At 71.4% G+C, this 23,195-nt stretch carries 23 protein-coding genes; 11 read left to right on the forward strand and 12 right to left on the reverse strand.

From position 1 onward, the window contains the following. The first annotated feature begins 149 nt into the window (after positions 1 to 149). On the forward strand, positions 150 to 641 hold the full coding sequence (locus tag J8N05_RS44855) for a DUF5709 domain-containing protein (RefSeq protein ID WP_210893582.1): 492 nt from the start codon (positions 150 to 152) through the stop codon (positions 639 to 641). A 46-nt stretch (positions 642 to 687) separates the two neighbouring features. Here the strand turns inward: J8N05_RS44855 and J8N05_RS44860 are convergent, their stop codons facing one another. The 4 genes from J8N05_RS44860 to J8N05_RS44875 all read right to left on the reverse strand — a co-directional run bounded on the left by J8N05_RS44860 (position 688) and on the right by J8N05_RS44875 (position 4,571). Continuing rightward, entirely contained in the window at positions 688 to 1,080 is a 393-nt protein-coding gene (locus J8N05_RS44860; RefSeq protein ID WP_210893584.1) for a DUF3662 domain-containing protein, read from the reverse strand. Positions 1,081 to 1,521: 441 nt separating this feature from the next. Continuing rightward, positions 1,522 to 2,409, reverse strand: coding sequence for a glycoside hydrolase family 19 protein (locus J8N05_RS44865; protein ID WP_210893586.1), 888 nt, complete (start codon positions 2,407 to 2,409; stop codon positions 1,522 to 1,524). Between the two features lie 228 nt (positions 2,410 to 2,637). Beyond that, positions 2,638 to 3,960 carry an aldehyde dehydrogenase family protein gene (locus tag J8N05_RS44870; RefSeq protein ID WP_210893588.1) on the reverse strand — a complete coding sequence of 441 codons (1,323 nt, stop codon included), beginning with the start codon at positions 3,958 to 3,960 and terminating at the stop codon, positions 2,638 to 2,640. A 158-nt stretch (positions 3,961 to 4,118) separates the two neighbouring features. Further along, complete coding sequence (locus J8N05_RS44875; RefSeq protein WP_210893590.1) at positions 4,119 to 4,571, reverse strand: MarR family winged helix-turn-helix transcriptional regulator; 453 nt, start codon at positions 4,569 to 4,571, stop codon at positions 4,119 to 4,121. A 164-nt stretch (positions 4,572 to 4,735) separates the two neighbouring features. Here J8N05_RS44875 and J8N05_RS44880 point away from each other — a divergent pair, with 164 nt between their 5' ends. The 6 genes from J8N05_RS44880 (at position 4,736) to urtE (ending at position 11,062) form a co-directional block, all read left to right on the forward strand. After that, positions 4,736 to 5,878: a substrate-binding domain-containing protein gene (locus J8N05_RS44880; RefSeq protein ID WP_210893592.1), complete on the forward strand. Its 1,143-nt coding sequence runs from the start codon at positions 4,736 to 4,738 to the stop codon at positions 5,876 to 5,878. Positions 5,879 to 6,213: 335 nt separating this feature from the next. Then, the gene (urtA, locus tag J8N05_RS44885; protein WP_383940782.1) at positions 6,214 to 7,440 is read left to right on the forward strand and encodes an urea ABC transporter substrate-binding protein; all 1,227 of its coding nucleotides are present in this window, start codon (positions 6,214 to 6,216) and stop codon (positions 7,438 to 7,440) included. A 61-nt stretch (positions 7,441 to 7,501) separates the two neighbouring features. Further along, positions 7,502 to 8,398 carry an urea ABC transporter permease subunit UrtB gene (urtB, locus tag J8N05_RS44890; RefSeq protein WP_210893593.1) on the forward strand — a complete coding sequence of 299 codons (897 nt, stop codon included), beginning with the start codon at positions 7,502 to 7,504 and terminating at the stop codon, positions 8,396 to 8,398. Then, entirely contained in the window at positions 8,395 to 9,591 is a 1,197-nt protein-coding gene (urtC, locus tag J8N05_RS44895) for an urea ABC transporter permease subunit UrtC (protein WP_247706953.1), read from the forward strand. The genes urtB and urtC overlap by 4 nt, the downstream gene beginning before the upstream one ends. Then, a complete protein-coding gene (gene urtD / locus J8N05_RS44900) occupies positions 9,588 to 10,370 on the forward strand; it encodes an urea ABC transporter ATP-binding protein UrtD (RefSeq protein ID WP_210893601.1) in 783 nt (260 codons plus the stop codon). The genes urtC and urtD overlap by 4 nt, the downstream gene beginning before the upstream one ends. Beyond that, positions 10,367 to 11,062, forward strand: a complete 696-nt coding sequence (gene urtE / locus J8N05_RS44905; protein ID WP_210893603.1) for an urea ABC transporter ATP-binding subunit UrtE — start codon at positions 10,367 to 10,369, stop codon at positions 11,060 to 11,062. The genes urtD and urtE overlap by 4 nt, the downstream gene beginning before the upstream one ends. Positions 11,063 to 11,104: 42 nt before the next feature. Here the strand turns inward: urtE and J8N05_RS44910 are convergent, their stop codons facing one another. The 6 genes from J8N05_RS44910 to J8N05_RS48255 all read right to left on the reverse strand — a co-directional run bounded on the left by J8N05_RS44910 (position 11,105) and on the right by J8N05_RS48255 (position 16,529). Next, on the reverse strand, positions 11,105 to 11,806 hold the full coding sequence (locus J8N05_RS44910) for a nucleotidyltransferase domain-containing protein (protein WP_247706954.1): 702 nt from the start codon (positions 11,804 to 11,806) through the stop codon (positions 11,105 to 11,107). 158 nt (positions 11,807 to 11,964) lie between these two features. Further along, complete coding sequence (locus tag J8N05_RS44915) at positions 11,965 to 13,110, reverse strand: LLM class flavin-dependent oxidoreductase (RefSeq protein ID WP_210893608.1); 1,146 nt, start codon at positions 13,108 to 13,110, stop codon at positions 11,965 to 11,967. Between the two features lie 85 nt (positions 13,111 to 13,195). After that, a complete protein-coding gene (locus J8N05_RS44920) occupies positions 13,196 to 14,473 on the reverse strand; it encodes an SfnB family sulfur acquisition oxidoreductase (RefSeq protein WP_210893610.1) in 1,278 nt (425 codons plus the stop codon). 2 nt (positions 14,474 to 14,475) lie between these two features. Continuing rightward, the gene (gene ssuE, locus J8N05_RS44925) at positions 14,476 to 15,030 is read right to left on the reverse strand and encodes an NADPH-dependent FMN reductase (RefSeq protein ID WP_210893612.1); all 555 of its coding nucleotides are present in this window, start codon (positions 15,028 to 15,030) and stop codon (positions 14,476 to 14,478) included. Positions 15,031 to 15,098: 68 nt separating this feature from the next. Continuing rightward, positions 15,099 to 16,235, reverse strand: coding sequence for a dimethylsulfone monooxygenase SfnG (gene sfnG, locus J8N05_RS44930; RefSeq protein ID WP_210893613.1), 1,137 nt, complete (start codon positions 16,233 to 16,235; stop codon positions 15,099 to 15,101). A 210-nt stretch (positions 16,236 to 16,445) separates the two neighbouring features. Continuing rightward, a complete protein-coding gene (locus J8N05_RS48255) occupies positions 16,446 to 16,529 on the reverse strand; it encodes a putative leader peptide (RefSeq protein ID WP_359948811.1) in 84 nt (27 codons plus the stop codon). A 137-nt stretch (positions 16,530 to 16,666) separates the two neighbouring features. Here J8N05_RS48255 and J8N05_RS44935 point away from each other — a divergent pair, with 137 nt between their 5' ends. Next, the gene (locus tag J8N05_RS44935; RefSeq protein ID WP_210893615.1) at positions 16,667 to 17,587 is read left to right on the forward strand and encodes a LysR family transcriptional regulator; all 921 of its coding nucleotides are present in this window, start codon (positions 16,667 to 16,669) and stop codon (positions 17,585 to 17,587) included. A gap of 25 nt (positions 17,588 to 17,612) precedes the next feature. Here J8N05_RS44935 and J8N05_RS44940 read toward each other — a convergent pair whose 3' ends face one another. Further along, the gene (locus J8N05_RS44940; protein ID WP_199854848.1) at positions 17,613 to 17,780 is read right to left on the reverse strand and encodes a hypothetical protein; all 168 of its coding nucleotides are present in this window, start codon (positions 17,778 to 17,780) and stop codon (positions 17,613 to 17,615) included. Between the two features lie 188 nt (positions 17,781 to 17,968). Here J8N05_RS44940 and J8N05_RS44945 point away from each other — a divergent pair, with 188 nt between their 5' ends. Both J8N05_RS44945 and J8N05_RS44950 read left to right on the forward strand, forming a co-directional pair. Then, positions 17,969 to 19,501, forward strand: a complete 1,533-nt coding sequence (locus J8N05_RS44945) for an SDR family oxidoreductase (RefSeq protein ID WP_210893616.1) — start codon at positions 17,969 to 17,971, stop codon at positions 19,499 to 19,501. A gap of 193 nt (positions 19,502 to 19,694) precedes the next feature. Continuing rightward, positions 19,695 to 21,068 (forward strand): cryptochrome/photolyase family protein, encoded by a 1,374-nt coding sequence (locus tag J8N05_RS44950; protein ID WP_210893618.1) that lies wholly within the window; start codon positions 19,695 to 19,697, stop codon positions 21,066 to 21,068. 40 nt (positions 21,069 to 21,108) lie between these two features. On the opposite strand, the gene J8N05_RS44955 is transcribed toward J8N05_RS44950, so the two are convergent. Beyond that, a complete protein-coding gene (locus tag J8N05_RS44955; protein WP_210893620.1) occupies positions 21,109 to 22,212 on the reverse strand; it encodes a MerR family transcriptional regulator in 1,104 nt (367 codons plus the stop codon). Between the two features lie 124 nt (positions 22,213 to 22,336). Here J8N05_RS44955 and J8N05_RS44960 point away from each other — a divergent pair, with 124 nt between their 5' ends. Further along, the gene (locus J8N05_RS44960; RefSeq protein ID WP_384279379.1) at positions 22,337 to 22,942 is read left to right on the forward strand and encodes a sigma-70 family RNA polymerase sigma factor; all 606 of its coding nucleotides are present in this window, start codon (positions 22,337 to 22,339) and stop codon (positions 22,940 to 22,942) included. Positions 22,943 to 23,195: the final 253 nt, after the last annotated feature.

The following is a 23,195-nucleotide window of genomic DNA, read 5'->3' on the forward strand; positions in this document are numbered from 1 at the left end:
GTCGGCGGCCGGGAAAGTGGGGGGTCTGCGCGGGACACTCAATCGGGTTGGTATGTACCGGTCAATAGCGCGGTGTTTCGCGGGGCCTGTGCCGGGCACCGCGTTACCCCTACGGGGAAAGAGACGATCACCGCACCGGGAGGCCGAACATGAGCGACGACCACATGGCCGACGACGTCCACCAGCCCACGGGGACCAACGAGGAGCAGGCGGACGCGGCGCCGCTGGATCTCCAGGACGCGGTGGACGAACGTACGTACGACGATGTGCTCGACGAGGGCTATTCACCGCCCGAGAAGCCGCTGGGGGTCACCAAGAGCGGTGTCACGGCGGCCGAGCAGCACGAGGGCGAGAGCCTCGACGAACGGCTGCGCCAGGAGGTCCCCGACGAGGAGACCCCGGTCGGCGACGCCGTCGGGGACCTGCCCTACGGAGAAGGCGAGGCGACCGACCCCGGGGCCGGCGACGAGCGCGCGGGGCGGCTGGTGGCGCCCGACGAGGGCGCGCACGAGGACAGGACGAAGGAGGCCGTCGCCTCGGACATCGGCATCGACGGCGGAGCCGCCGGTGCCGAGGAGGCCGCGGTCCATCTCATCCCCGAGGAGGAGGAGCTGCCGCCGACACCACTGCGGCGGGACTGATCCCGCGGCTGGTCGGTCCCGGCGGTCGGTCGGTCCCGGCGGTCGGTCAGTGCTGGAAGGCACCGGCCCGTACATGCTTCATGACCGCGCTCGCCACCCGGTACCGGCCGTTGGGCAGGTCCGGTGACCGGGTGACGTGCACGGTCAGCGGGCCGGCCCATTCATAGCCCTGCTTCTCCCCGTACCGCAGCAGGCTGTCGGTGAGCACCTGGTCTATCCGCCCGCCGTTGCGCTCCAGCTCCTCGTGGGCGAACTCGGCCAGCTCGACCTCGTAGGCGTTGGGCACGACGGTCCGGCTCTCGCTGCACACCACGATGTGGTCGTCGCACTCCTTGTGCAGGGCCTCGATCAGCTCGACCGGCTCCTTGTGGCGAAAATGCGCGAGCAGGGACCCCCCGAGGCGTTCCATGGCTCGTTCCAGACCAGTGAGTGTGCTCACGCTTCAACTTCTCCTCGATGGTGTCGTGGCATTCCGTCTCGCGGCGTGCCGTCCCGTGGTGTGCCGCGCGGGGCGCTCCCTCTCCTCCTCCGGGTGCCCGGCCGGTGGAAAAAGACGCGTCCGACCGCCTCAAGCGGGTCCCGTGGCTCCGTCCCGCTCCAGGTACGGGAGAAGACCTGGCGACCTTCCCGTTCTTCGCGGAACAGACGGAAGCCGTGGGGTACCCCTGAGCGACAGGGCGAATCTCCGCCGCGCCGCTCGGACTGTGGCTCGGCATCGCGGACATCGTGGTGCTCGCCGTCCTCACGGCGGTGAACGGCGGCACGTCGTGGAGCGTCCTCGGCTGACGCAGCACACGCGGAAGCGCTGTGGGGCGGCCGGTGGTGAACCGGCCGCCCCACAGCGCTCAAGTGGTGTGTCAGCGGTACAGCGAGTGGTGGGTCAGCAGTACAGGTTGTTGCCCGCCGTCGTGCCGAGGATCCCGACGAACCGCTGGTAGCTGTCGACGCGGCTCTGGACCTGGGCCGGGTTCTTGCCGTCGCACTCCAGCGAACCGTTGATGGAGCGGATGGTCTGGCCGAAGCCCGCGCCGTTGACCATCGCGTTGTGGCCGGTCATGGAGCCGGGACCGGACTGCGTGTTCCAGTACCAGAGGCCGGTCTTCCAGGCGACCGCCGAGTCGTTCTGCACGAGCCAGGGGTTGTTCAGGAGGTCGATGCCGAGCGCGTCGCCCGCGGCCTTGTAGTTGAAGTTCCAGCTGAGCTGGATGGGGCCGCGGCCGTAGTACGCGGCCTGGCCGGCCGGGCAGCCGTAGGGCTGGCCCCAGTCGCAGTAGTGCGGGTAGTTGGCGGTGTTCTGCTCGACGATGTGGACCAGGCCGCCGGTCTCGTGGTTCACGTTGGCGAGGAAGGCCGCGGCCTCCTGCTTCTTCACCGTGTCGCTGCCGGTGTTCGCGAAGGCCGGGTAGGCGCTCATCGCGGCCTTGAGCCCGCTGTAGCTGTAGAAGGAGTTCCGGTTCGGGAACATCTGGTTGAACTGTGCCTCGCTGACGACGAACCCGGAGGGGTTGGTGGGTCCGTTGTCGCAGGCGTACGGCTCCCAGTACCAGGTGCTGATGGTGGGGTCGTAGCCAGGGTTGTCGTGCTCGGCTATGTAGGCCTTGCCGTCGGTGTACCGGACGATGTTGCCGGTCACGTAGGACTTGCCGGCCACCCAGCTCGGGTAGCTCGAACAGGCCGCGGCGGACGCGCCCGAGGCCGGCAACAGCACCGGTGCGGCGGTTCCGAGGACGATCGCGGCCACGAACGCGGAGAGACGGCGCCTGGACACAGGGGCAACTCCTTCACGGAGCACGGCCGCGGACCCGTACGGGGGCAGCGCGGGGCGGACCTTGTACGCGTGTGCCGGCGGGGCCGGCCGCGGCGTACGGGGCAGCCGTGGTGGGGGGTGGTGAGGCACACTCCACCACCTTGGTCTGGACCAGTCAAGGGTGTAGACCAGTCAACTCGCCCCGGCGCCGGGCCGCTTCAGGTCACAGGCTCGCGCCCGTCCGCCGCCTCAGCTCAGCGGCTTCTCCAGTACCGCCTTGCGGTGGCTGAACGTCTCGATCGAGTAGCGGCCGTGGTAGTTGCCCATGCCGCTCTCCCCCACTCCGCCGAAGGGGAGGTCGGAGACGGTGAGATGGGCGAGCGGCAGACCGAGACCCAGGCCGCCGGACGAGGTCTCGGCGGCGAGCCGCTCCCGGGTGGTGTCCGACTCGGTGAAGGCGTACAGGGCGAGGGGCTTGTCGCGGTCGTTGATGAAGTCGATGGCCTCGTCGAGACCGGGGACGGTGACGATCGGCAGGACCGGGCCGAAGATCTCCTCGCGCATGACGGGCGCGTCGGGGTCGACGTCGGCCAGGACGGTCGGCGCGATGTACTTCGTCGCACGGTCGGTGCCGCCGCCGACGACGATCCGGCCGGAGTCGAGCAGCCCACTGAGCCGGTCGAAGTGCCGCTCGTTGATGATCCGGCCGTACTCGGCGGAGGTGGACGCGTCGGCCCCGTACAGCTTCTCGACGGCCTCGGTCAGTACGGGCTCCAGGGCGCGGGCGGTCTCGGGGTCGGTGAGGACGTAGTCGGGTGCGACACAGGTCTGTCCGGCGTTGAGGAACTTGCCGCGTGCCAGGCGCTCGGCGACGACGGTCAGGTCGGCGCCGCGGTCGACGAAGGCCGGGGACTTGCCGCCGAGTTCGAGGGTGACCGGGGTGAGGTGCCGGGCGGCGGCGGTCATCACGATGCGACCGACCGTGCCGTTGCCGGTGTAGAAGATGTGGTCGAAGCGCTCGGCGAGCAGGGCCGTGGTCTCCGGGATGCCGCCCTCGACGACGGCGACGGCGTCGGTGTCGAGGTAGCGGGGCAGCAGCCGGGCCAGTTCGGCGGAGGTGGCGGGGGCCATTTCGCTGGGCTTGACGACCACCGCGTTGCCCGCGGCGAGCGCGCCGAGCATCGGGGCCAGCAGGAGCTGCGCCGGGTAGTTCCAGGGGGCGATGACCAGGACGACGCCGAGCGCGTCGTAGCGCGTCCAGCCGGTCGCGTCGGCGCCGAGGTGCGCGGGGACCGGGGCGGGCTCGGGGCGCAGCCACTCTTCGAGGTGTTCGAGGGTGTGGTCGATCTCCCGCACGACGAAGTCGATCTCCGTGCGGAAGGCCTCGGTGGAGCTCTTGCCCAGGTCTGCGTGGAGGGCGGCGGCGAGTGCGGCACCGTACGTGGTGAGCATCTCGCGCAGGCGGCTCAGCTGGCCGGTGCGCCACTCGACGGGCTTGGTGCGGCCGGAGCGGAAGGTGGCGCGCAGCCGGGCCACGACGTCGGCGGGCTGCTCGGGGGTGGGCTGGTTCACGGTGCCTCGCTGGTCGGGGCGGGTTCGTGACCCGCACTCGGTACATCGAGCGGCAAGCTCGATGTATATGCCAACCATTTATACGGCATCGTCATTCCGCCCCGGCCGAAGACACCGCCCGTGATCGTGAGGTCACCCCGAGGGGACAGGGGGTCCGCTCAGACGGACGATTCCGCCGCCGCCCCGTCGAGCTCGTCCACCAGCCGGAGCAGCAGGCCGCGCAGCAGTTCCTCGTCGCCGTCGCCACCGCTCAGGGCGGGCCACCGGGTGCGCACGTCGCGGTCGACGCGCCGCCAGTACGTCGCACCGCGCGGGGTGAGGTGGGCCAGGATGCGCCGCCGGTCGAGCGGGTCGATCCGCCGGTGGACCAGGTTCTGGTCGACGAGGTGGTCGACCAGTTTGGTGAGGGTCGCCGGCGGCAGGAAGGCCTCTTCGGCGACCGCCGTCATGGGGTGCCCCTCGCCGTCGGAGAGCAGGGAGAGCACGCGCCAGGCGTCGAGGGTGCAGCCGTGTTCCTCCAGGGCGCTCTGGAGGAGGCGCGCCGCCAGCCGTTCGGCCCGCGTCAGGAGGTGCGCGAGGTCCTCGGACCGGCGCGGAGACGGGGTCGGCATCCTGCTCCTCACTCCCGAGATCGACGCTCCAGGGGCCCCGCGAGGGGCCCTCGCATCGTACAAGTCGTGCTTTCCCCGGGGATCTCCCCCGTGCGGCGGGTGCGGGGCCGACCGTACCCCGAGACGGACTGGAGTTCACCGGACGTTCCCGCAATCATGCCCCCATGGTCCGGCCCGACCCGCTTCCGCCCGCCCCCTCCCCGCTCGGCCTCCCTCCGCCCGACTGGTTCACGGCCGACGACTCGGTCGTCAGCGTGGCGCTGGTCTTCCCCCTGCAGGGCGCGGCCGGAATCTTCGGACCCACCTGCGAGTTGTGCGCGCGGCTCGCCGCGGAGCAGGTCAACCGCTCGGGCGGAGTGCTCGGCAAGGAGCTGCGGCTGCTGCCGGTGGACGGCGGCGCCGAACCGCGGCGCGTCGCCGAGAACGTGGAGGCGCTGGTCGGTCTCGGCATCGTGCAGGGCGTCACCGGCTGGCACATCTCCTCCGTACGCCAGGCGATCGCGCCGCGGATCGCCCACCGGGTGCCCTATGTGTATACGGCGCTGTACGAGGGCGGGGAGCACACGGCGGGCGTGTTCCTCACGAGCGAGACGCCGGACGCCCAACTCCGACCGGCCATGGGCCTGTTGGCCCGCGAGCACGGGGTGCGCCGCTGGTTCGTCGTGGGCAACGACTATGTGTGGCCGCGCCGCACGGCCAGGGCCTCGCACCGCTACGCGCGCGAGTCGGGCGGCGCCGTCTGCGCGGAGGCGTATCTGCCGCTGGGCACCCATGACTTCGACGCGGTGCTGAGGCGCATCGAGCGGTCGGAGGCGACCGGGGTGCTGATGCTGCTCGTGGGCAGCGACGCGGTGCGCTTCAACCGGGCGTTCGCCGCGTCCGGGCTCGACGAGCGGTGTCTGCGCCTGAGCACCCTGATGGACGAGAACATGCTGATGGCGAGCGGCCCGACGGCCACCGCCGGCCTCTACAGCACGGCCGGGTTCTTCGCCTCCCTCGCCAACCAGGACACGCTGGACTTCCACGGCCAGTACGCCGGGCGGTACGGCGTTCAGGCACCGGCGCTCGGCAGTCTCGGTGAATCGTGTTACGAGGGCGTGCTGTTGCTCGCCGCGCTCATCGACCGGGCCGGGACCCTGGACGTCACAGCGATCGGCGCCGCCGCGGACACCGTCTCCTACGAGGGCCCGCGCGGGCTGCTGAGGCTGCGCGGCGGCCATGTGCGCCAGCGGATCTACCTGGCGCGGGCGGACGGCGTGGACTTCGACGTGGTGGCCCAGCTGAATCCGGACGCCTCCCGCTCTTGACATGTTCCCGCTTGCGCGAAGATACTTCCCACAGGAAGTAATCAGAATGCCTTGGGCGAACTGTGAATTCATTTCACTAATTCCGTCCGGGGCATTTTTTGTTTCGCGACGAGAAGCGGATGAGAGTCGGAAGATACCGCCGGGAAAGTAATGCGAAACAGCTTGGAAACAGGCTGACTTGAGGCTGTGGACCGCACGCCAGGAGGAGGTTGTCCTCCCAGCCCGAGGGGGTCCATTTGTCCAGCGGTTCCAGTGGTTCCAGCGCTTTCCATCGGTCCGGTTCCAGCGCTTTTCGTCCGTCCGGTACCAGCGCTTCCCGTTCGTCCCGGCGCCGGGTGATCGCGGGCGCCGCCGCATTCGCCGCCGCCGTCGCGCTCACCGCGTGCGGCGCCAAGACCGACGCCGCGGGCGGCTCGTCCGACCGGGCCGCGAAGGCCGACACGAGCGGCGACACCGTCAAGGTCGGCCTGCTCAACTCGCTCTCCGGCACCATGGCGATCAGCGAGGTGACCGTACGCGACTCCCTGAAGCTGGCGATCGAGGAGATCAACGCCTCCGGCGGAGTCCTCGGCAAGAAGATCGAACCGGTCAGCGAGGACGGCGCCTCCGACTGGCCGACCTTCGCCGAGAAGGCGGCCAAGCTCATCAAGGAGGACCGGGTCGCGGCCACCTTCGGCTGCTGGACCTCCGCGAGCCGCAAAGCGGTGAAACCCGTCTTCGAGAAGAACAAGTCCCTGCTGTTCTATCCCGTGCAGTACGAGGGCCTTGAGGAGTCCCCGTACATCTTCTACACGGGGGCGACCACCAATCAGCAGATCGTTCCGGCGCTCGACTATCTCAAGAGCCGGGGCGAGAAGAGCATTTATCTCGTCGGCAGCGACTATGTCTTCCCGCGCACCGCCAACAAGATCATCAAGGCGTACGCGAAGGCCAACGGCATGAAGGTGCTCGGCGAGGACTACGCGCCGCTGGGCTCCACGGAGTTCAGCACGATCGCCAACAAGGTGAAGGCGTCCAAGGCCGACGCGGTCTTCAACACCCTCAACGGCGACTCGAACGTGGCCTTCTTCAAGGAGTACAAGTCGGCGGGTCTCACCGCCAGGAGCATGCCGGTCGTCTCGGTGTCGATCGCCGAGGAGGAGGTGAAGTCGATCGGACCGCAGTACCTGGCGGGCCAGTTGACGGCCTGGAACTACTACCAGACGACGTCCGGCGCGGCGAACACCGCGTTCGTGAAGGCGTACAAGGCCAAGTACGGCCAGGACAAGCCGACCAGTGACCCGATGGAGGCCGCGTACACCTCGGTCCATCTGTGGAAGGCCATGGTCGAGAAGGCGAAGTCCTTCGATCCGGAGAAGGTCAAGGCGGCCTCGGACGGCATCACCTTCGACGCCCCCGAGGGCACGGTCACCGTGGACGGCGCGAGCCAGCACATCCACAAGACCGCCCGGATCGGGAAGATCGGCACCGACGGGCTCATCGAGCAGGTGTGGGACTCCGGCAAGCCGATCGAGCCCGACCCGTTCCTCAAGGGCTACGACTGGGCCTCCGGCCTCTCCTGACCGACCGCGCGTGGGGGCCTTCCCGCGAGGCCCCCGCGTCCTGCCTCCTCGGAGCCGCCGTATGACCGTGATCCTCGGTCAGACCTTCACCGGCATCAGCATCGGTGCCGTCCTGCTGCTCATCGCGCTCGGACTCTCGCTCACCTTCGGCCAGATGAACGTCATCAACATGGCCCACGGCGAGTTCATCATGGCCGGCGCCTACACCACGTACGTCCTCCAGAAGTCCATCTCCGGCGCCGGCCTGTCCCTCCTCGTGGCGCTGCCCGTCGCCTTCCTGGTGGCGGGCGCGCTCGGCGCGCTGCTGGAGTGGGTGCTCATCCGGCGTCTGTATCTGCGCCCGCTCGACACGCTGCTCGTCACCTGGGGTGTGTCGCTGATGCTCCAGCAGCTCGCCCGCGACATCTTCGGCGCGCCCAACGTGCAGACCCGCGCGCCCGACTGGCTCACCGGGAACATCACCGTCCTCGGCGGCGACGACCCGCTGACCTTCGCCAACAGCCGGCTGTTCATCCTCGCCCTCGCGGTGGCGGCCGTCGTCGCGCTGTCGCTCACACTGCGGCTGACCTCGCTCGGCCGCCGGATCCGCGGGGTCGTGCAGAACAGGGACCTGGCCGAGGTGTCGGGCATCTCCACCTCGCGGGTGGACCGGACCGCGTTCTTCCTCGGCTCCGGGCTCGCCGGGGTCGCGGGTGTCGCGCTGACGCTGGTCGGCCCGATCGGACCCACGATGGGCACCAACATCATCATCGACGCGTTCCTGGTGATCGTGGTCGGCGGCATCGGACAGCTCAAGGGCACGGTGATCGTCGCGTTCGCCCTCGGAGTCATGCAGTCCGTCCTGGAGTACTCCACCACCGTCAGCGTGGCGAAGGTGCTCGTCCTCGTGGCCATCGTCGCCTTCCTCCAGTGGCGGCCCCAGGGGCTGTACACCCTGCGTACGAGGAGTCTCGTATGACCCTGTTCAAAGGCGCCCCGGCGCTCAAGGGCCCGTCGGTGTCCACCGGCCGCCCGGCCCGCGCGTGGGCCGGGTTCGCCGCCGCGGCCGTCGCCCTGTTCGCGCTCGCGCCGCTGGCGCTCTCCGACTTCCGGCTCGGGCTGCTCGCCAAGTACCTGTGCACCGCGATGGTCGCCGTCGGCATCTGTCTGGCCTGGGGCCGCGGCGGCCTGCTCACGCTCGGCCAGGGCGTGTTCTTCGGGCTCGGCGGCTACGCCATGGCGATGCATCTGAAGATCGCGGACGCGGGCCCCGGCAACCTCCCCGACTTCATGCAGCTGTACGGCACCGCCACCGAACTCCCCTGGTGGTGGCGGCCGTTCGGGAACCCGCTGTTCGCCCTCGCGGCCACCGTGCTGCTGCCCATGGCCGTCGCCGCGATCCTCGGTTCGTTCATCTTCCGCCGCCGGGTCAAGGGCGCGTACTTCGCGATCCTGAGCCAGGCGCTCGCGGCGGCCTTCGCGATCTGGCTGATCGGCCAGCAGGCGACGACCGGCGGCACCAACGGACTCACCGACATCCAGGGCTTCTTCGGCTACGACCTCGACGACCCGGTCAACCAGCGGATGGTGTACTTCGTCATCGCCGCCGTCCTGCTGCTCCTGATCGCCCTGGTCCGGCAGCTGATCCACAGCCGCTACGGCGAACTCCTCGTCGCCGTGCGGGACTCGGAGGAGCGGGTGCGCTTCCTCGGGTACGACCCGGCGAACGTGAAGCTCGTCGCGTACGTCGTCGCGGCCGGCACCGCCGGGCTCGCGGGGGCACTGTTCGTGCCCGCGGTCGGCATCATCTCCCCCGCGATGATCGGCATCGTGCCGTCGATCGAGTTCGTCATCGGCGCCGCGGTCGGCGGCCGGGCGAGCCTCGCCGGGGCGGTGCTGGGCGCGATCGGGGTGGCGTGGGCGAAGACGGCCCTGTCGGAGGAGTTCCCGGCGGCCTGGACGTACTTCCAGGGGCTGTTGTTCATCGTGGCCCTGGCGTTCCTGCCGGGCGGTCTCGTCTCCCTGGCCCAGATCGTACGGCGGCGCAGAGCCTCGCACACGAGCGGGGACGCCGAGGGAGACGGCGATGCGGACCCGGACACGAACGCGGAGACGGATGGGGGCGCCGGCAGGGAGAAGTCGTCCGCCCTTCCGCTGGGAGGAGCGGTATGAGTGAGCTCTCGGGGCTGGAGATACGCGGACTGCGGGTGTCCTTCGACGGGTTCACCGCGGTCGACGGGGTGGATCTCGACGTGACGCCGGGCGACCTCCGCTTTCTGATCGGGCCGAACGGCGCGGGCAAGACCACGCTCGTCGACGCCGTCACCGGACTCGTGAAGGCACAGGGCTCGGTCCTCTTCGGGGGCGCGGAACTGCTCGGCCGGAGCGTGCACCGGATCGCCCGGTCGGGCATCGGCCGGACCTTCCAGACCGCCACCGTCTTCGAGGAGCTGACGGTCCTGCAGAACCTGGACATCGCGGCCGGCGCCGGGCGCGGCATGTTGACGATGCTGCGGCGCCGCAAGGGCGTGCCGGAGCCCGTCGCCCGCGCGCTGGAGACGGTCGGGCTCACCGACCAGGCCGACAGCCTCGCCGGCACGCTCGCGCACGGCCAGAAGCAGTGGCTGGAGATCGGCATGCTGCTCGTGCAGGACGTGCGGCTGCTGCTGCTCGACGAGCCGGTCGCCGGGATGAGCCACGACGAACGGGAGGCCACGGGCGAGCTGTTGGAGCACATCAGCGAGGAGCGGACCGTGGTCGTCATCGAGCACGACATGGACTTCATGCGGTCCTTCGCGCGCAGCGTCAGCGTGCTGCACGCGGGACGGGTGCTCAGCGAGGGGACCGTGGCCGAGGTCCAGGCCGACCCCAGGGTGCAGGAGGTGTACCTCGGTCACGCGGCCGGCGGTGCCGTGGCGAGCGCGACCGTACCGGAGGTGGGAGGCGTATGAAGCTGGAGATCGACGACATCCGGGTCGGCTACCACCGGAGCCTCGTCCTGCACGGAGTCTCCGTGGACGTGCCGGACGACGGCGTCGCGGCGGTGCTCGGGCACAACGGCGCGGGCAAGAGCACCCTGCTGCGGGCGGCCGTCGGACTGCTCACCCCGTCGAGCGGGGCGATCAGGCTCGACGGCGAGGACATCACCCGCCGCAGACCGCACGAGCGGGTGGCACGCGGTATGGCGTACGTGCCGCAGGGACAGCAGGCCTTCCCCCATCTCACGACGGCGGAGAACCTCCAGCTCGTCGCCGACGGCCGCGGACGGGGCAAGGCCGCGGTCTCGGAGGCGCTGGACCTGTTCCCGGTGCTGCGCAGCCTGTCGACGCGGCGGGCGGGACTGCTCTCGGGCGGACAACGGCAGCAACTCGCCATAGCGCGTGCCCTGGTGACGGACCCTCGGATCCTGCTGCTCGACGAGCCGACAGAAGGCATCCAGCCCTCGGTCGTGGCGGAGATCGAGGAGACGGTCCTCGCCCTGGCCGCGCGCGGCGGGCTCTCCGTGCTCCTCGTCGAGCAGCACGTCGGCTTCGCGATGCGGGCGGCCCAGCGGTACTACGTCCTGGAGGCGGGGCGGGTCACGTCGTCGGGCGAGGGAGGTCAGGAGGCCGAGCGGTCGGTGCGGGAGGCGCTGAGCGTCTGAGTTCCTGAGTTCCTGAGTTCCTGAGTGTCTGAACGCAGCCGCTCACGGTCCGGACCGCGTGTAGTACGCGGCCCGGACCCGGCGCAGCCACGCCTCGGCGGGGGCCTCGTCGGGCTGGTCCGGCAGTGCGCTGCGGGTCTTGTCGAAGGCCGCCTCGTACCGCTGGAGCAGGGGCAGCGCGACCATCGCGTCCGCCGCCACCTGCTCGCCGAAGCGGTGGTAGTCGTCCGGGTCCTCGACGCGGATGGTGAGGGCGCCGCCGGCGTACAGCTCGAAGCCCTGGTGGCACAGGCGGCGCAGATGCCGGGCGTGCTTGGCGGTGCGCCTGCGGGTCTCCGCGCTGGCGGAGGCTGAGGCGGCCCCGCGGTCGTAGAGCCGCTTGAACTGCTGGGTGGCGTAGCCGAGATAGGCGTCGCGGACCCGTTTCGCGCTGAGCAGGGTCGTGCGGATGCCGATCAGTTCGTCGCCGAGCGGGGTGCGGACCTCGTACAACTCGTCGGGCAGCCACACCAGTTCGGTCACGGTCGGGTTGCCGCCCAGGGCGAGCCTGCACCACTTGGCCGCTTCGTGGAGGGTGTTGTCGGGCTTGGTCGTGACGTGGGTCTCCTTCGGCCCGTGCAGGCCGTGGAAGTCCTCGGTGGGGGCGGCGAACATGCCGAGCCGGTCCACGTCGGAGCCCTCGCGGGCCAGTCCGTACGCGGTCGAACCGACGATGCCGGACAACAGGATGTTCTGGGTGTCCACAGCCGTCCCCCTTCTCCCCCGCGGCCCCGCTGCCTTGTGCGAGCCGGGCGGCTCGCACAAGGTCATCACCCGGGGGACGGTCGCGTACAGCGATTTTCCCGGGAGTACGGGGGCCGGGCGGGGGCGCCGGGGACGGATGACCGGGACGGTACCGGTGCTCAGCTCGCGAACGGGACCTGTGCCGAGGGAGCCGGCCGGGCGGCGAACGGATGCTGCCACAGGCCCTGTGCGGCGAGCCGGGGCAGGACGCCCTCGCCGAACCAGTACGCCTCCTCCAGGTGCGGGTAGCCGGAGAGCACGAACTCGTCGATGCCCAGGCGGTGGTACTCGCCGATGCGTTCGGCGACCTCGTCGTGGCTGCCGACCAGGGCGGTGCCCGCGCCGCCGCGCACGAGGCCGATGCCCGCCCAGAGGTTGGGGTGGATCTCCAGGCCGTCCCGGCTGCCGCCGCCGTGCAGGGCGAGCATGCGCTGCTGGCCCTCGGACTCGCTGCGGGCCAGTCCGGCCTGTACGGACTTCACGGTCTCCGGGTCGAACCCGGCGAGCAGCCGTTCCGCCTCCGCCCACGCCTGCTCGGATGTGTCCCGGGTGATGACGTGCAGCCGGATGCCGAACCGGACGGTGCGGCCCTCCTTCTCGGCCAGCGCGCGCACCCACGCGATCTTCTCGGCGACCTGCGCGGGCGGCTCGCCCCAGGTGAGGTAGACGTCCACGTGCTTGGCGGCGACCTCACCGGCGACGGGCGAGGAGCCGCCGAAGTACACCTCGGGGACCGGGTCGGGCACACGGGCCAGTGTGGCGTCCTCGACCTTGAGGAACTCGCCGTCCAGATCGACGGTCCTGCCCTCCCACAGACCGCGGACGATCTCCAGGAACTCTCCGGTACGGCGGTAGCGGGCGTCCTTGTCGAGGAAGTCGCCGTACGCGCGCTGCTCGTGGCTCTCGCCGCCGGTGACGACGTTGAGGAGGAGGCGTCCGCCGGACTGGCGCTGGAAGGTGGACGCCATCTGCGCGGCGAGCGTCGGCGAGACGAACCCGGGCCGGAAGGCGACCAGGAACTTCAGCCGCTCGGTGTGCTGGCTGACCATCGCGGTGGTCAGCCAGGCGTCCTCGCACCATGCGCCGGTGGGCGTGAGCGCGCCGACGAAGCCGAGGTCCTCGGCCGCGCGGGCGATCTGGCTCAGATACGCGACCGTCGGCGGCCGGTCCCGGCCGGACACCGTGGCCGGGGTGCCGTGGCCGCCGCCGACGACATGGCGGCTGTCGCCGTTGGTGGGCAGGAACCAGTGGAAGGTGAGGGACACGGGTGCGTTCTCCGATCGGGCGCGGGGCGGTGTGCGGGGCGGCTCTGCGGTTTCGGCTGGGCGCCTTTCGGCTGGCGCTTTCGGCTCAGAGGAGTCCGTGGCGTGGCGGCAGGGTGCCGTTCAGTACGTACCGGCCGATGTGCTGGATCTTCCAGCGGGCCGGATCGTGCAGGGTGTGGGTGCGTGCGTCGCGCCAGTGCCGGTGCAGATTGAGGGAGTCGAGGGCGGACCGGGTGCCGGACACCTCGAAGAGCGCGCTCGACACCTCGACGGCGGTGGCCGCCGCGTGCGCCTTGGCGGCGGCGACCGCGACGGACGCCTCGGCGGCCGACTCCTCGGTGAGGCCGGCGCGGGCCGTGTCGATCTCGCGGGCCGCCACGCCGAGCAGCGCCTCGGTGGCCCGCACCTGGACGGCCAGTTCCCCGAACCGCTGGATGAGCAGCGGGTCCTCGGCCGCGGTCTCGAAGCCGCTCTCGAACCACGGGCGGCTCTTGGTGCGGACGAAGTCCACGGCCTCCGAGAGCGCGCCCGCGGCGATCCCGGCGTCGATGGCGGCGTGCAGCAACTGGGCGACGGCTCCGTGCAGTTGCGGCCCCTGGAAAGTGAGATGGTGCGGGAGGACCCGGTCGGCGGGGACCTGCACGGCGTCGAGGCGGACCGTACCGCTGGCGGTGGTGCGCTGGCCCATGCCGTCCCAGTCGTCGACGACCGTCAGGCCCTCGGCGTCCCTGGGCACGTAGGCGACGTGCAGGGCATCGTCCTCGGTGCGGGCGAGGACGGGGATCCAGTCGGCGAAGAGGGCGCCCGTGGAGTACTGCTTGACGCCGGTGAGGACGTACGAGCCGTCCGGCCGCCGTGCCAGCCGGGTGCGGATGTCCTGGACGTGCTTCGTGCCGGCCTCCGACTGGGCGTTGCCGAGGCGGCGCCCGGCCAGCACCTCGCCGAAGAAGAACGCGCGCTGCTGCGCGGTCCCCTGGCGGCGGATCACGTTGACGTAGACGAAGTGGCTCTGCGGGATCTGGGCGAGGCTGGCGTCGGCGGAGGCGAGGAGGCGGAAGATCTCGGCGAGCGTCTGCTGGGTCACGTCGGCGCCGCCGTGCTCGGCGGGCACGGTGACGGCGAGCAGGCCGGAGCCGGAGAGGCGGTCCAGCTCCTCGCGCGGGAGCCTGCGTCCGGCGTCCCGGTCGGAGGCCCCGGACCGGAACTCGTCGGCGAGGGCGGCGGCCACGGCCAGGGCTTCGGCGTCGTCGGCGATGACCTCGGCGGCGCCCCGTCCGGGAGCGGTCTCGGTGGCGCCCCGTTCCGGAGCCGTCTCGGTGGTGCCCCGTTCGGGAGGGGTCTCGGTGGTGGTGTCCGCTGACATGGTCAGCTCGCCGCGGCCAGGACGGGCCGGCGGCCCAGCGCCTCGGAGAACTGGTCGAGGACCAGGGTCAGTGCCTCGGTGGCCGCGGGTGCCACGGTGAGGCCGCCGTCCTCGCCGACCACGATGTCCTTGTCGAGGGTGAACCAGCCCTGAACTATGTGTTGGGCACCCATGGAGCTGAGCACCGGGCGCAGCGCGTAGTCGATGGCCAGCACATGTGCCGTCGTCCCACCGGTGGCCAGGGGCAGCACGGTCTTGCCGGTGAGGGCGTACTGCGGGAGGAGGTCGAGCAGTGCCTTGAGCACCCCGGAGTAGGCGGCCTTGTAGACGGGCGTGCCGATGACGACGCCGTCGGCCCGTGCGACGAGGGCGGTGGCCTCGACGATCGCCGGATGCCGGAAGTCGGCGCCGAGCAGCGCCTCGGCGGGGATCGTACGGACGTCGAGCGGGATCACCTCGTGGCCCTGTGCGGTCAGCCGGTTGTCGAGGTGGCGCAGCAGGCGGTTGGTGCGGGAGGAGGCGGAGGGGCTGCCGGAGACGGACAGGACGGTGGCCATGGGTCCTCTTTCGGGACGGGGCGGGTGCGGGCGGCTGCCCTTCGGAGGGGCGGCGGAGGCGGACCGGCTCAGACGTGGGCGGGCGCGGACGCGGCCCGCGTATCCGGGAGTTGGGCCTCCAGTTCGCGGACGAGGGGCAGGACGCGGCGGCCGAAGTACTCGACCTCCTCGTGGTAGTGGAGGAAGCCCAGGAGGAGGAGGTCGACGCCGAGGCGCTTGTAGGCGACGATCCGCTCGGCGATCTGCTCCGGGGTGCCGATGAGCCCCGTACGGAAGCCGTCGTTGTACTGGACCAGGTCCTCGAAGGAGGAGTCCTGCCACATGCCCTTGCCGTCGCCGGTGGACTGTCCGGCCTGCTTGACCGCGGCGCCGAAGCCCTCGACGGCCTCGCGGTCGGCGTGCGCGACGATCTCGCGGAGGGTCTCGCGGGCCTCGGCCTCGGTGTCGCGGGCGATGAGGAAGCCGTTGAGGCCGAACTTCGGTGGTGTACGGCCGACCTGGGCCGCCGAGGCCCGTACGTCCGCGAGCTGTTCGACGACTCCGTCGAAGTCCTTGCCGTTGGAGAAGTACCAGTCGGAGACCCGGCCCGCCATGGCGCGCGCGGCGCTGGAGTTGCCGCCCTGGAAGATCTCCGGGTGCGGGCGCTCGGGGGTGTTGAGGGGCTTGGGCTTGAGGGAGAAGTCGCGCAACCGGTAGAAGTCCCCGGCGAGTTCGGTGTGGTCCTCGGTCCAGATCCGGCGCAGGGCCTCGATGAACTCCTCGGAGCGGCGGTAGCGCTCGTCGTGCTCAAGCCAGGGTTCGCCGAGGGCGGTGAACTCGCCCTTGAACCAGCCGGACACGACGTTCACGGCGAAGCGGCCGTTCGACAGGTGGTCGGCGGTGGCGCCGAGCTTGGCGAGGACGCCCGGGTGCCACAGGCCCGGGTGGACCGCGGCGATCACCTTCAGGCGCTGGGTGGCGAGCAGCAGGGCGAGGCTGAAGCTGGTCGACTCGTGCTGGAACTCGGCGCCGTAACTGGCCATGTAGCGGACCTGGCTGAGGGCGTAGTCGAAGCCGTTGTTCTCGGCGAGGACGGCGAGTTCGCGGTTGTAGTCGTAGCCCCAGTCGGTGCGCTGTTCGATGGTGCTGGTGACCAGGCCGCCACTGACGTTGGGGACCCAGTAGGCGAAACGGACGGGGTCTGCGGAAAGGTTCTCGGCAGGCATGGGGAACTCCTGTTGCGGGAATTCGGGCAGGCCGAATTCAGGGGTCGATTCAGCGGTGTCGGCGGCGCTCGGTGAATCGTCGAATTCGGGCGGCGGAATGCGTAACACGGAGGCCGACGGCGATCGGCCGTACTCGGTCGCGGTCGGGGCCGTGGGAGGAACGTGGTGGGGCGCGGCGGGCCCGGCGAATCGGGCCGCGGATCCGGTGGATCAGGCCACGGAGCAACAGGCGGCACTGGAGACACGCGCGAGGTCGACATGGCGTCGCCGCGTGAGGTCCAGTCGCATCATCATGTGCTCGATCGTGGCAGCCCGCGGTCCGGACCGTCAAGGAATACCCGATCGGTCTCGTATCCCGGACCGGCGAATTTCACGAAGGCGTGACAGGGCAACCCTTGAACGGGGCGGTACGGGCCCCGCATTCTGACCGGGTGCGAATAGAGCAGCTGGAATACATCACGGCGGTCACCCGGCTCGGCTCTCTGCGCCGGGCCGCCGAGGAACTCCACCTCTCGCAGCCCGCGCTGAGCGAGACCGTCCGCAATCTTGAGCGGGAACTGGGGGTCGACCTCCTGGAACGGAAACGCTCCGGGGCGAAGATGAGCGCGGAGGGGCGGGAGCTGCTGCCCCACATCATCACGGTGCTGGAGGCGGTGGACCGGCTGCGGGGCGCGGCGGGCGAGCAGCACCGCATCAGCCGCATGGTGCGCGTCGGCACGGTGAACGCGGCGACGGTCCCGCTCCTCTTCCCGGCCGTGAGCGAGTTCAGGGCCTCGCATCCGGGAACGCAGGTGGAGGTGGTCGGCGCCCAGCAGTCCGACATCCACCGGACCCTGCTGGAGGGCGGCTTCGACCTGGGTCTGGTGAACCACCTGGAGGGCGACGACGTGGCCGCCGACTTCGAGTACACGGAACTGCTGTGGGGGCGGCCGGTGGTGTGCGTCCGGCCCGACAGCCCGCTGGCTTCCCTGTCCGTGGTGAGCGTGTCGGACCTGCTCGCACAGCCGCTCATCGCGATGCGCTCCGGCTATGTGATGAACCGGTTCGTGCACCGGCTCCTGGGCGACCGCGAGCCGTCCTTCTCCTACTCCACGGACGGCGCGGAGATGGGCAAGCTGATGGTCGCGGAGGGGCTGGGTGCCACCGTGCTGCCCGACTTCAGCGTGATCGACGATCCGCTGACCCGACAGGGAGCGATCACCTGCCGCCCGCTGGCCGGCGACTCGACGCGGGTGCTGCTGATGCTCCAGCGGCGCAGGGCGGACTCGGTGCCGCGGGCCGCGCACGATCTGCACGAGGTGTTCGTGCGCCGGGCGGCGGCGCTCGGCGGAACGATGACCCGGGCCACCTGACCGCCCCGGGAACGGCGCCGGGCGCTCAGTCCCCGTCGTGCGCCGGGACCACCACGAGGAACGCGTCCGACTCCAGATCCATCACCACGGCCGCGGGCTCGCCCTCGGCACGGCGGCGCGCCGCGTACTCCTCCGCGGGCCACGAACCACGCGGGGCTCCCGCGGGAAACTGCTCCAGCACCTTCGCACCCATGACGGCCGCCTTCCGTAAGAACCGACGCCTCTGTGCAAACCCGTCTGCCCCCGATCTCGCCGCACATGTAACCCAAGTGGCCCACACGGCGCATCCGCGGAGGGCCGTCACGGGGAAGGGGTGACGAGGAGGAGATCGAACAGAGCTGCGCACAGTCGCACGGAGCCGAAGAGAAGGGCCGGAACACCATGAGCGGTGACGACGCCGGAGCCGGGCTGCGCTGCCTGGTGACGGGCGCGACGGGGTACATCGGGGGCCGTCTGGTCCCGGAGCTCCTCGCCGAGGGGCACCGGGTGCGCTGTGTGGCCCGCTCCCCCGGCGCGCTACGGGACCATCCGTGGGCCGGTGACGTCGAGGTGGTGCGCGGTGACGTCACGGACGCGGACTCGGTGACCGCCGCGATGCGGGACATCGATGTCGCGTACTACCTGGTGCACGCGCTGGGCACCGGCAAGGGCTTCGAGGAGACCGACCGCAGGGCGGCACGGATCTTCGGCGAGCAGGCCCGCGCGGCGGGCGTGCGCCGGATCGTCTATCTGGGCGGGCTCACCCCCGTCGGGGTGCCGGACAGTGAACTCTCGCCGCATCTGCGCTCCCGCGCCGAGGTCGGCCGCGTCCTCCTGGACTCCGGTGTCCCGACGACCGTGCTGCGGGCGGCCGTCATCATCGGTTCGGGCTCGGCCTCCTTCGAGATGCTGCGGTATCTCACCGAGCGGCTTCCGGTGATGGTCACGCCCAACTGGGTCCACACCCGGATCCAGCCGATCGCGGTGCGGGACGTCCTGCGCACGCTCGTGGGCAGCGCGCGGATGCCGGACGACGTCAGCAGGGCCTTCGACATCGGCGGCCCGGAGATCCTCACGTACCGGCAGATGATGGTGCGGTACGCGGCCCTGGCCGGACTCCCCAGGCGGCTCATCGTGCCCGTGCCCGTGCTGACGCCGAGGCTCTCCAGCCACTGGGTCGGCCTGGTCACGCCCGTGCCGCGGTCCATCGCGCGCCCGCTGACCGAGTCGCTGCGCCACGAGGTGGTCTGCCACGAGCACGACATCGCCCGGTACGTGCCCGACCCGCCGGGCCGGCCGATCCCCTTCGACGAGTCGGTGCGCCTGGCCCTGCAGCGCATCCAGGACGCCCGGGTCACCACCCGCTGGTCGTCCGCCTCGCTGCCCGGCGCCCCCAGCGACCCCCTGCCGACGGACCCCGACTGGGCGGGTGGCAGCCTGTACACGGACCGGCGCGAACGCGTCGTCGACGCCTCGCCCGAGGCGCTGTGGCGGGTGATCGAGGGCATCGGCGGCGACAACGGCTGGTACTCCTTCCCCCTCGCCTGGGCGGCGCGCGGGCTCCTCGACCGGCTGGTGGGCGGGGTGGGCCTGCGCCGGGGGCGGCGCGACGCGGCACGGCTGCGGGTCGGCGACTCGCTCGACTTCTGGCGCGTCGAGGAGATCGAACCGGGCCGGCTGCTGCGCCTGCGCGCCGAGATGCGGCTGCCGGGCCTGGCCTGGCTGGAGATGTACGCGGAGACCGACGACGACGGCCGCGTCCGCTACCGCCAGCGCGCCCTCTTCCATCCGCACGGGCTGCTGGGCCACGCCTACTGGTGGAGCGTGTCGCCGTTCCACGCCGTCGTCTTCGGCGGCATGGCCCGCAACATCGCGCGCACCGCCGAGAAGGCGGGTCCCCGCGCGGCGTCGCCGTCGCGCGCACCCGCCGGCTGACACGGGGCCGCCGGTCGACACGGGACCGCCGGTCGAGGCGGGGTCGCTGCCCGCGGCCTCCCGCCGACTGCCGCATCCGTCCGGCGCCCCGGCGCGGAAGTACTTGATGGCCGCAGGCAACCACGGCCGTGCCCGCCCCTCTGTGCCCGTCCCCCTCTCTGCCCGTCCCGTCCCGGAGCTCCGGAGTCCCGTCATGAACGTCTCGGTCGTCCTGTTCACCTCCGACCTTCGGCTGCACGACCATCCGCCGCTGCGCGCGGCGCTCGACGGCTCGCGCACGGTGGTGCCGCTCTTCGTGCGCGACCGGGCCGTCGACAGGGCCGGTTTCGCCGCCCCCAACCGGCTGGCGTTCCTCGCCGACTGTCTGCGGGACCTGGACGCGGGTCTGCGCGAGCGCGGCGGCCGGCTCGTGTACCGCTCGGGCGATCTCGTCGACGAGGTCTGCAAGGTGGTCACCGAGACCGACGCCGACGAGGTGCACATGGCGGCCGGGGTCTCCGCCCACGCCCACCGGCGCGAGGAACGGCTGCGGGCCGCGCTGGAGAGCGACGGGCGCCGGCTGCACGTCCACGACGAGGTGGTCACCGCGCTGGCCCCGGGCGCGGTCACACCGGCGTCCTCGGACCACTTCGCCGTGTTCACCCCGTACTTCCGGCACTGGGAGCGGTACCACCAGCGTCAGGTGCTCGGCGCGCCGCGCGCGGTGCGCGTACCGGAGGACGTCGGTTCGGAGCGGCTGCCCACGCGCGGGGAGCTGTCCGGCCTGTCCGAGGGGCTCGCCACGGGCGGCGAGCGGGAGGGCAGGAAACGGCTCACGGCCTGGCTCCGCAGCGGGATTCACTCGTACGTGGACGGCCACGACGATCTCGCCGGGGACGCCACCTCGCGCCTGTCCCCGCACCTCCACTTCGGCACGCTGTCCGCCGTGGAGGTCGCCCACCGGGCCCGTAAGGCGGGCGGTCCGGGCGCCGACGCGTTCGTACGGCAGCTCGCGTGGCGGGACTTCCACCACCAGGTGCTCGCCGCGCGGCCCGCCTCCTCCACCAAGGACCTCCGCACCCGCAACGACCTGTGGCGCTCACCCGACTCGGCCGCCCAGGAGATCGAGGACTGGAAGGAGGGGCGGACCGGCTATCCCGTCGTCGACGCGGCCATGCGGCAGCTGCGGCACGAGGGCTGGATGCACAACCGCGGACGCCTGCTGACCGCGAGTTTCCTCGCCAAGACGCTGTACGTCGACTGGCGGGTGGGCGCCGACCACTTCCTCGGCCTTCTCGTCGACGGCGACATCGCCAACAACCAGCTCAACTGGCAGTGGGTGGCGGGGACGGGCACCGACAGCCGCCCCAACCGGGTCCTCAACCCCGTCGTCCAGGGCAAGCGGTACGACCCCGAGGGCGCGTACGTACGACGCTGGGTGCCCGAACTCGAAGGACTCGCCGGGTCCGCCGTGCACGAGCCGTGGAAGCTCAAGGGGCCCGAACGGGCCGCCTACGACTACCCGGAGCCCATCGTCGACCTCTCCGAGGCGCTGGCGCGCTTCAAGCACGCCCGCGGGCGCGACTGAGACGGCCGCCGGCCCACCTGCGCGTCGGCCCACCGATGTGTCAGCCCACCGGCACGCCGCTCTCGTAGCGGGCCTTGAGGACGGACAGTGCCTCGTTCAGGCTCGGCGGGCGCAGCATGCCCTGGGCCGAGCGGCCGGCCCAGCCGGGGCCGCCGAGCACGACCATCGGATGCCTGCGCGCGCCTCGCACGCCCCACTGCGTGGCGGCGACGTGCCGGGCCAGGGGAAGGCTCGCCGTGGATCGGGCCTGGGCCCACAGGACGACGGCCGCGGGCCCGAGGCGGCGGACCGCCGCGGTGAGTGCTTCCGCCGGCACCGCGGCGCCGAACATCCTGGTGGGCATGCCGTGTTCCGTGAGCCCGGCGTTGAGCGCCTCCAGGGGCAGGGTGTGCTGCTCACCGGGTACGCAGGCCAGGACCACGGGCCCCGGCGCGCTGTCCGGTACGCCCGTGCGCGAGACCGGTGTGACCCGGCGGAGCACGGTGGAGATGTGCCAGGACAGCATGTGTTCGACCTCGACGTAGCGGTCGCCGGACGACGCCCATTTGCGGCCGACGGCGTGCAGGGTCGGCACCATCACCTCCTCCCAGGCGACGGCGAGACCGTACCGCTGGACGGCCGAGGTCAGCTGGCTGTCCACGGCGGGGGCGTCGAGGCGTACGGCCGACCTGGCCAGTCCGCGGCACTCCTGGCGCACGTCGCCGAGGGGCAGGGTGGCCGCCGCCTGCCCGCGACGGCCGCTCCCGGACGGCCGGTCGTCGGCCGGGAGCGCCGCCGAGGACGCGACCTGGGGCGCGGGCGGGCGCGGCGGGTTCTGCACTTCCGGGGCCGCCCGGCGCTCGTGGGTCACCGTCCCGGCGGCTGCCTCCCGGGCGGCGCGTGCCGCCTCTGCGGGCGGGACCCCCGCCGAGGTGAGCCGGCACATCGCCTCCAACACCGCCACGTCCTGGGGTGTCCAGCGGCGGTGCCGTCCGTCGGCGCGGACCGCGGGACCCAGTCCGTAGCGGCGGTCCCAGGAGCGCAGCGTGGTCGGCGACACCCCGAGGCGGCGTGCGAGGCCCCCGGTCGTCATCCCCGTACCGCCCGCCGCGGTCTCCTTCGTATCGGGCTCAGGGGGACCCGGATCCCCCGTCGGCTCATCCATGGACCGACTATACGACGCAGAATCGACGCGGTTTGAAGGCTTCGCCCGATCGCTCCCAGGATGACCGCACCGGGCCGCCCCGCGCGGCCGGGACGCCGACGTCCGAGGCGAGGAGCCGTGAGCCATGACCGGACAATCGATGCCCGCACAGCTGTCCGCGCCCCGGCGGGTGCTGCTGGAGGAACCGCTCAGCGACGAGGAGGTGGCCCGGGGGCTGGTGCGCGGCGACGAGTCCTGTCTCGCCGCCGCCCATGACCGGTGGTCGCCCCTGGTGCACACGCTCGCCCGGCGGGCGCTGGGTGACGAGAGGGAGGCCGAGGACGTCACGCAGCAGGTGTTCCTGGGCATGTGGCGCGGCCGCCACGGCTACCGGCCCGAGCGGGGCGCGATCGCCGGCTGGATCGTCGGCATCACCAAGCGCAAGATCGCCGACGCCCTCGCGGCCCGGACGCGCCGCGCCGAGCTGGTCGCTTCGGCGGGGGCCGTCCTGGTGCTCGCCGATCCGGTGGCGGAGCGGCCCGAGGCGGTGCTCGACCGGGTGCTGGTGGGACGGGAGATGGCCAAGTTGCCCACCTCCCAGCAGCGGGTCCTGCGCCTCGCCTTCTACGAGGACCTCACCCAGACCCAGATCGCCCGGCGCACCGGTCTGCCGCTGGGGACCGTCAAGAGCCATGCCCGCCGTGGGCTGCATCAGCTGAAGCACGGACTGCGCCGCGAAGCGAGCGGCTGACATGACCGCCGTCGAACGGGTACACGACTCTCGTGATCCCGTTCGATGCAAAAACGATGCACACTTTTTCGCGCCATCACAAACTGGACCAACTTCGCTTCACTTCGTGGCGTTTTCGTTTCGATCCATGCCTCTTTCGCTTCGGAACGTATCGATGTCGCGCGAGTGCATCCGTCTTCCTCGTATCTCCGGAAGAGCGGACGACAAGGGGTGGCGCGGTCCGGGATCCCGGACCGCGGGCGCGGACAGCCGT

It is taken from the genome of Streptomyces liliiviolaceus (assembly GCF_018070025.1).
In the GTDB taxonomy this organism is placed as follows: domain Bacteria; phylum Actinomycetota; class Actinomycetes; order Streptomycetales; family Streptomycetaceae; genus Streptomyces; species Streptomyces liliiviolaceus.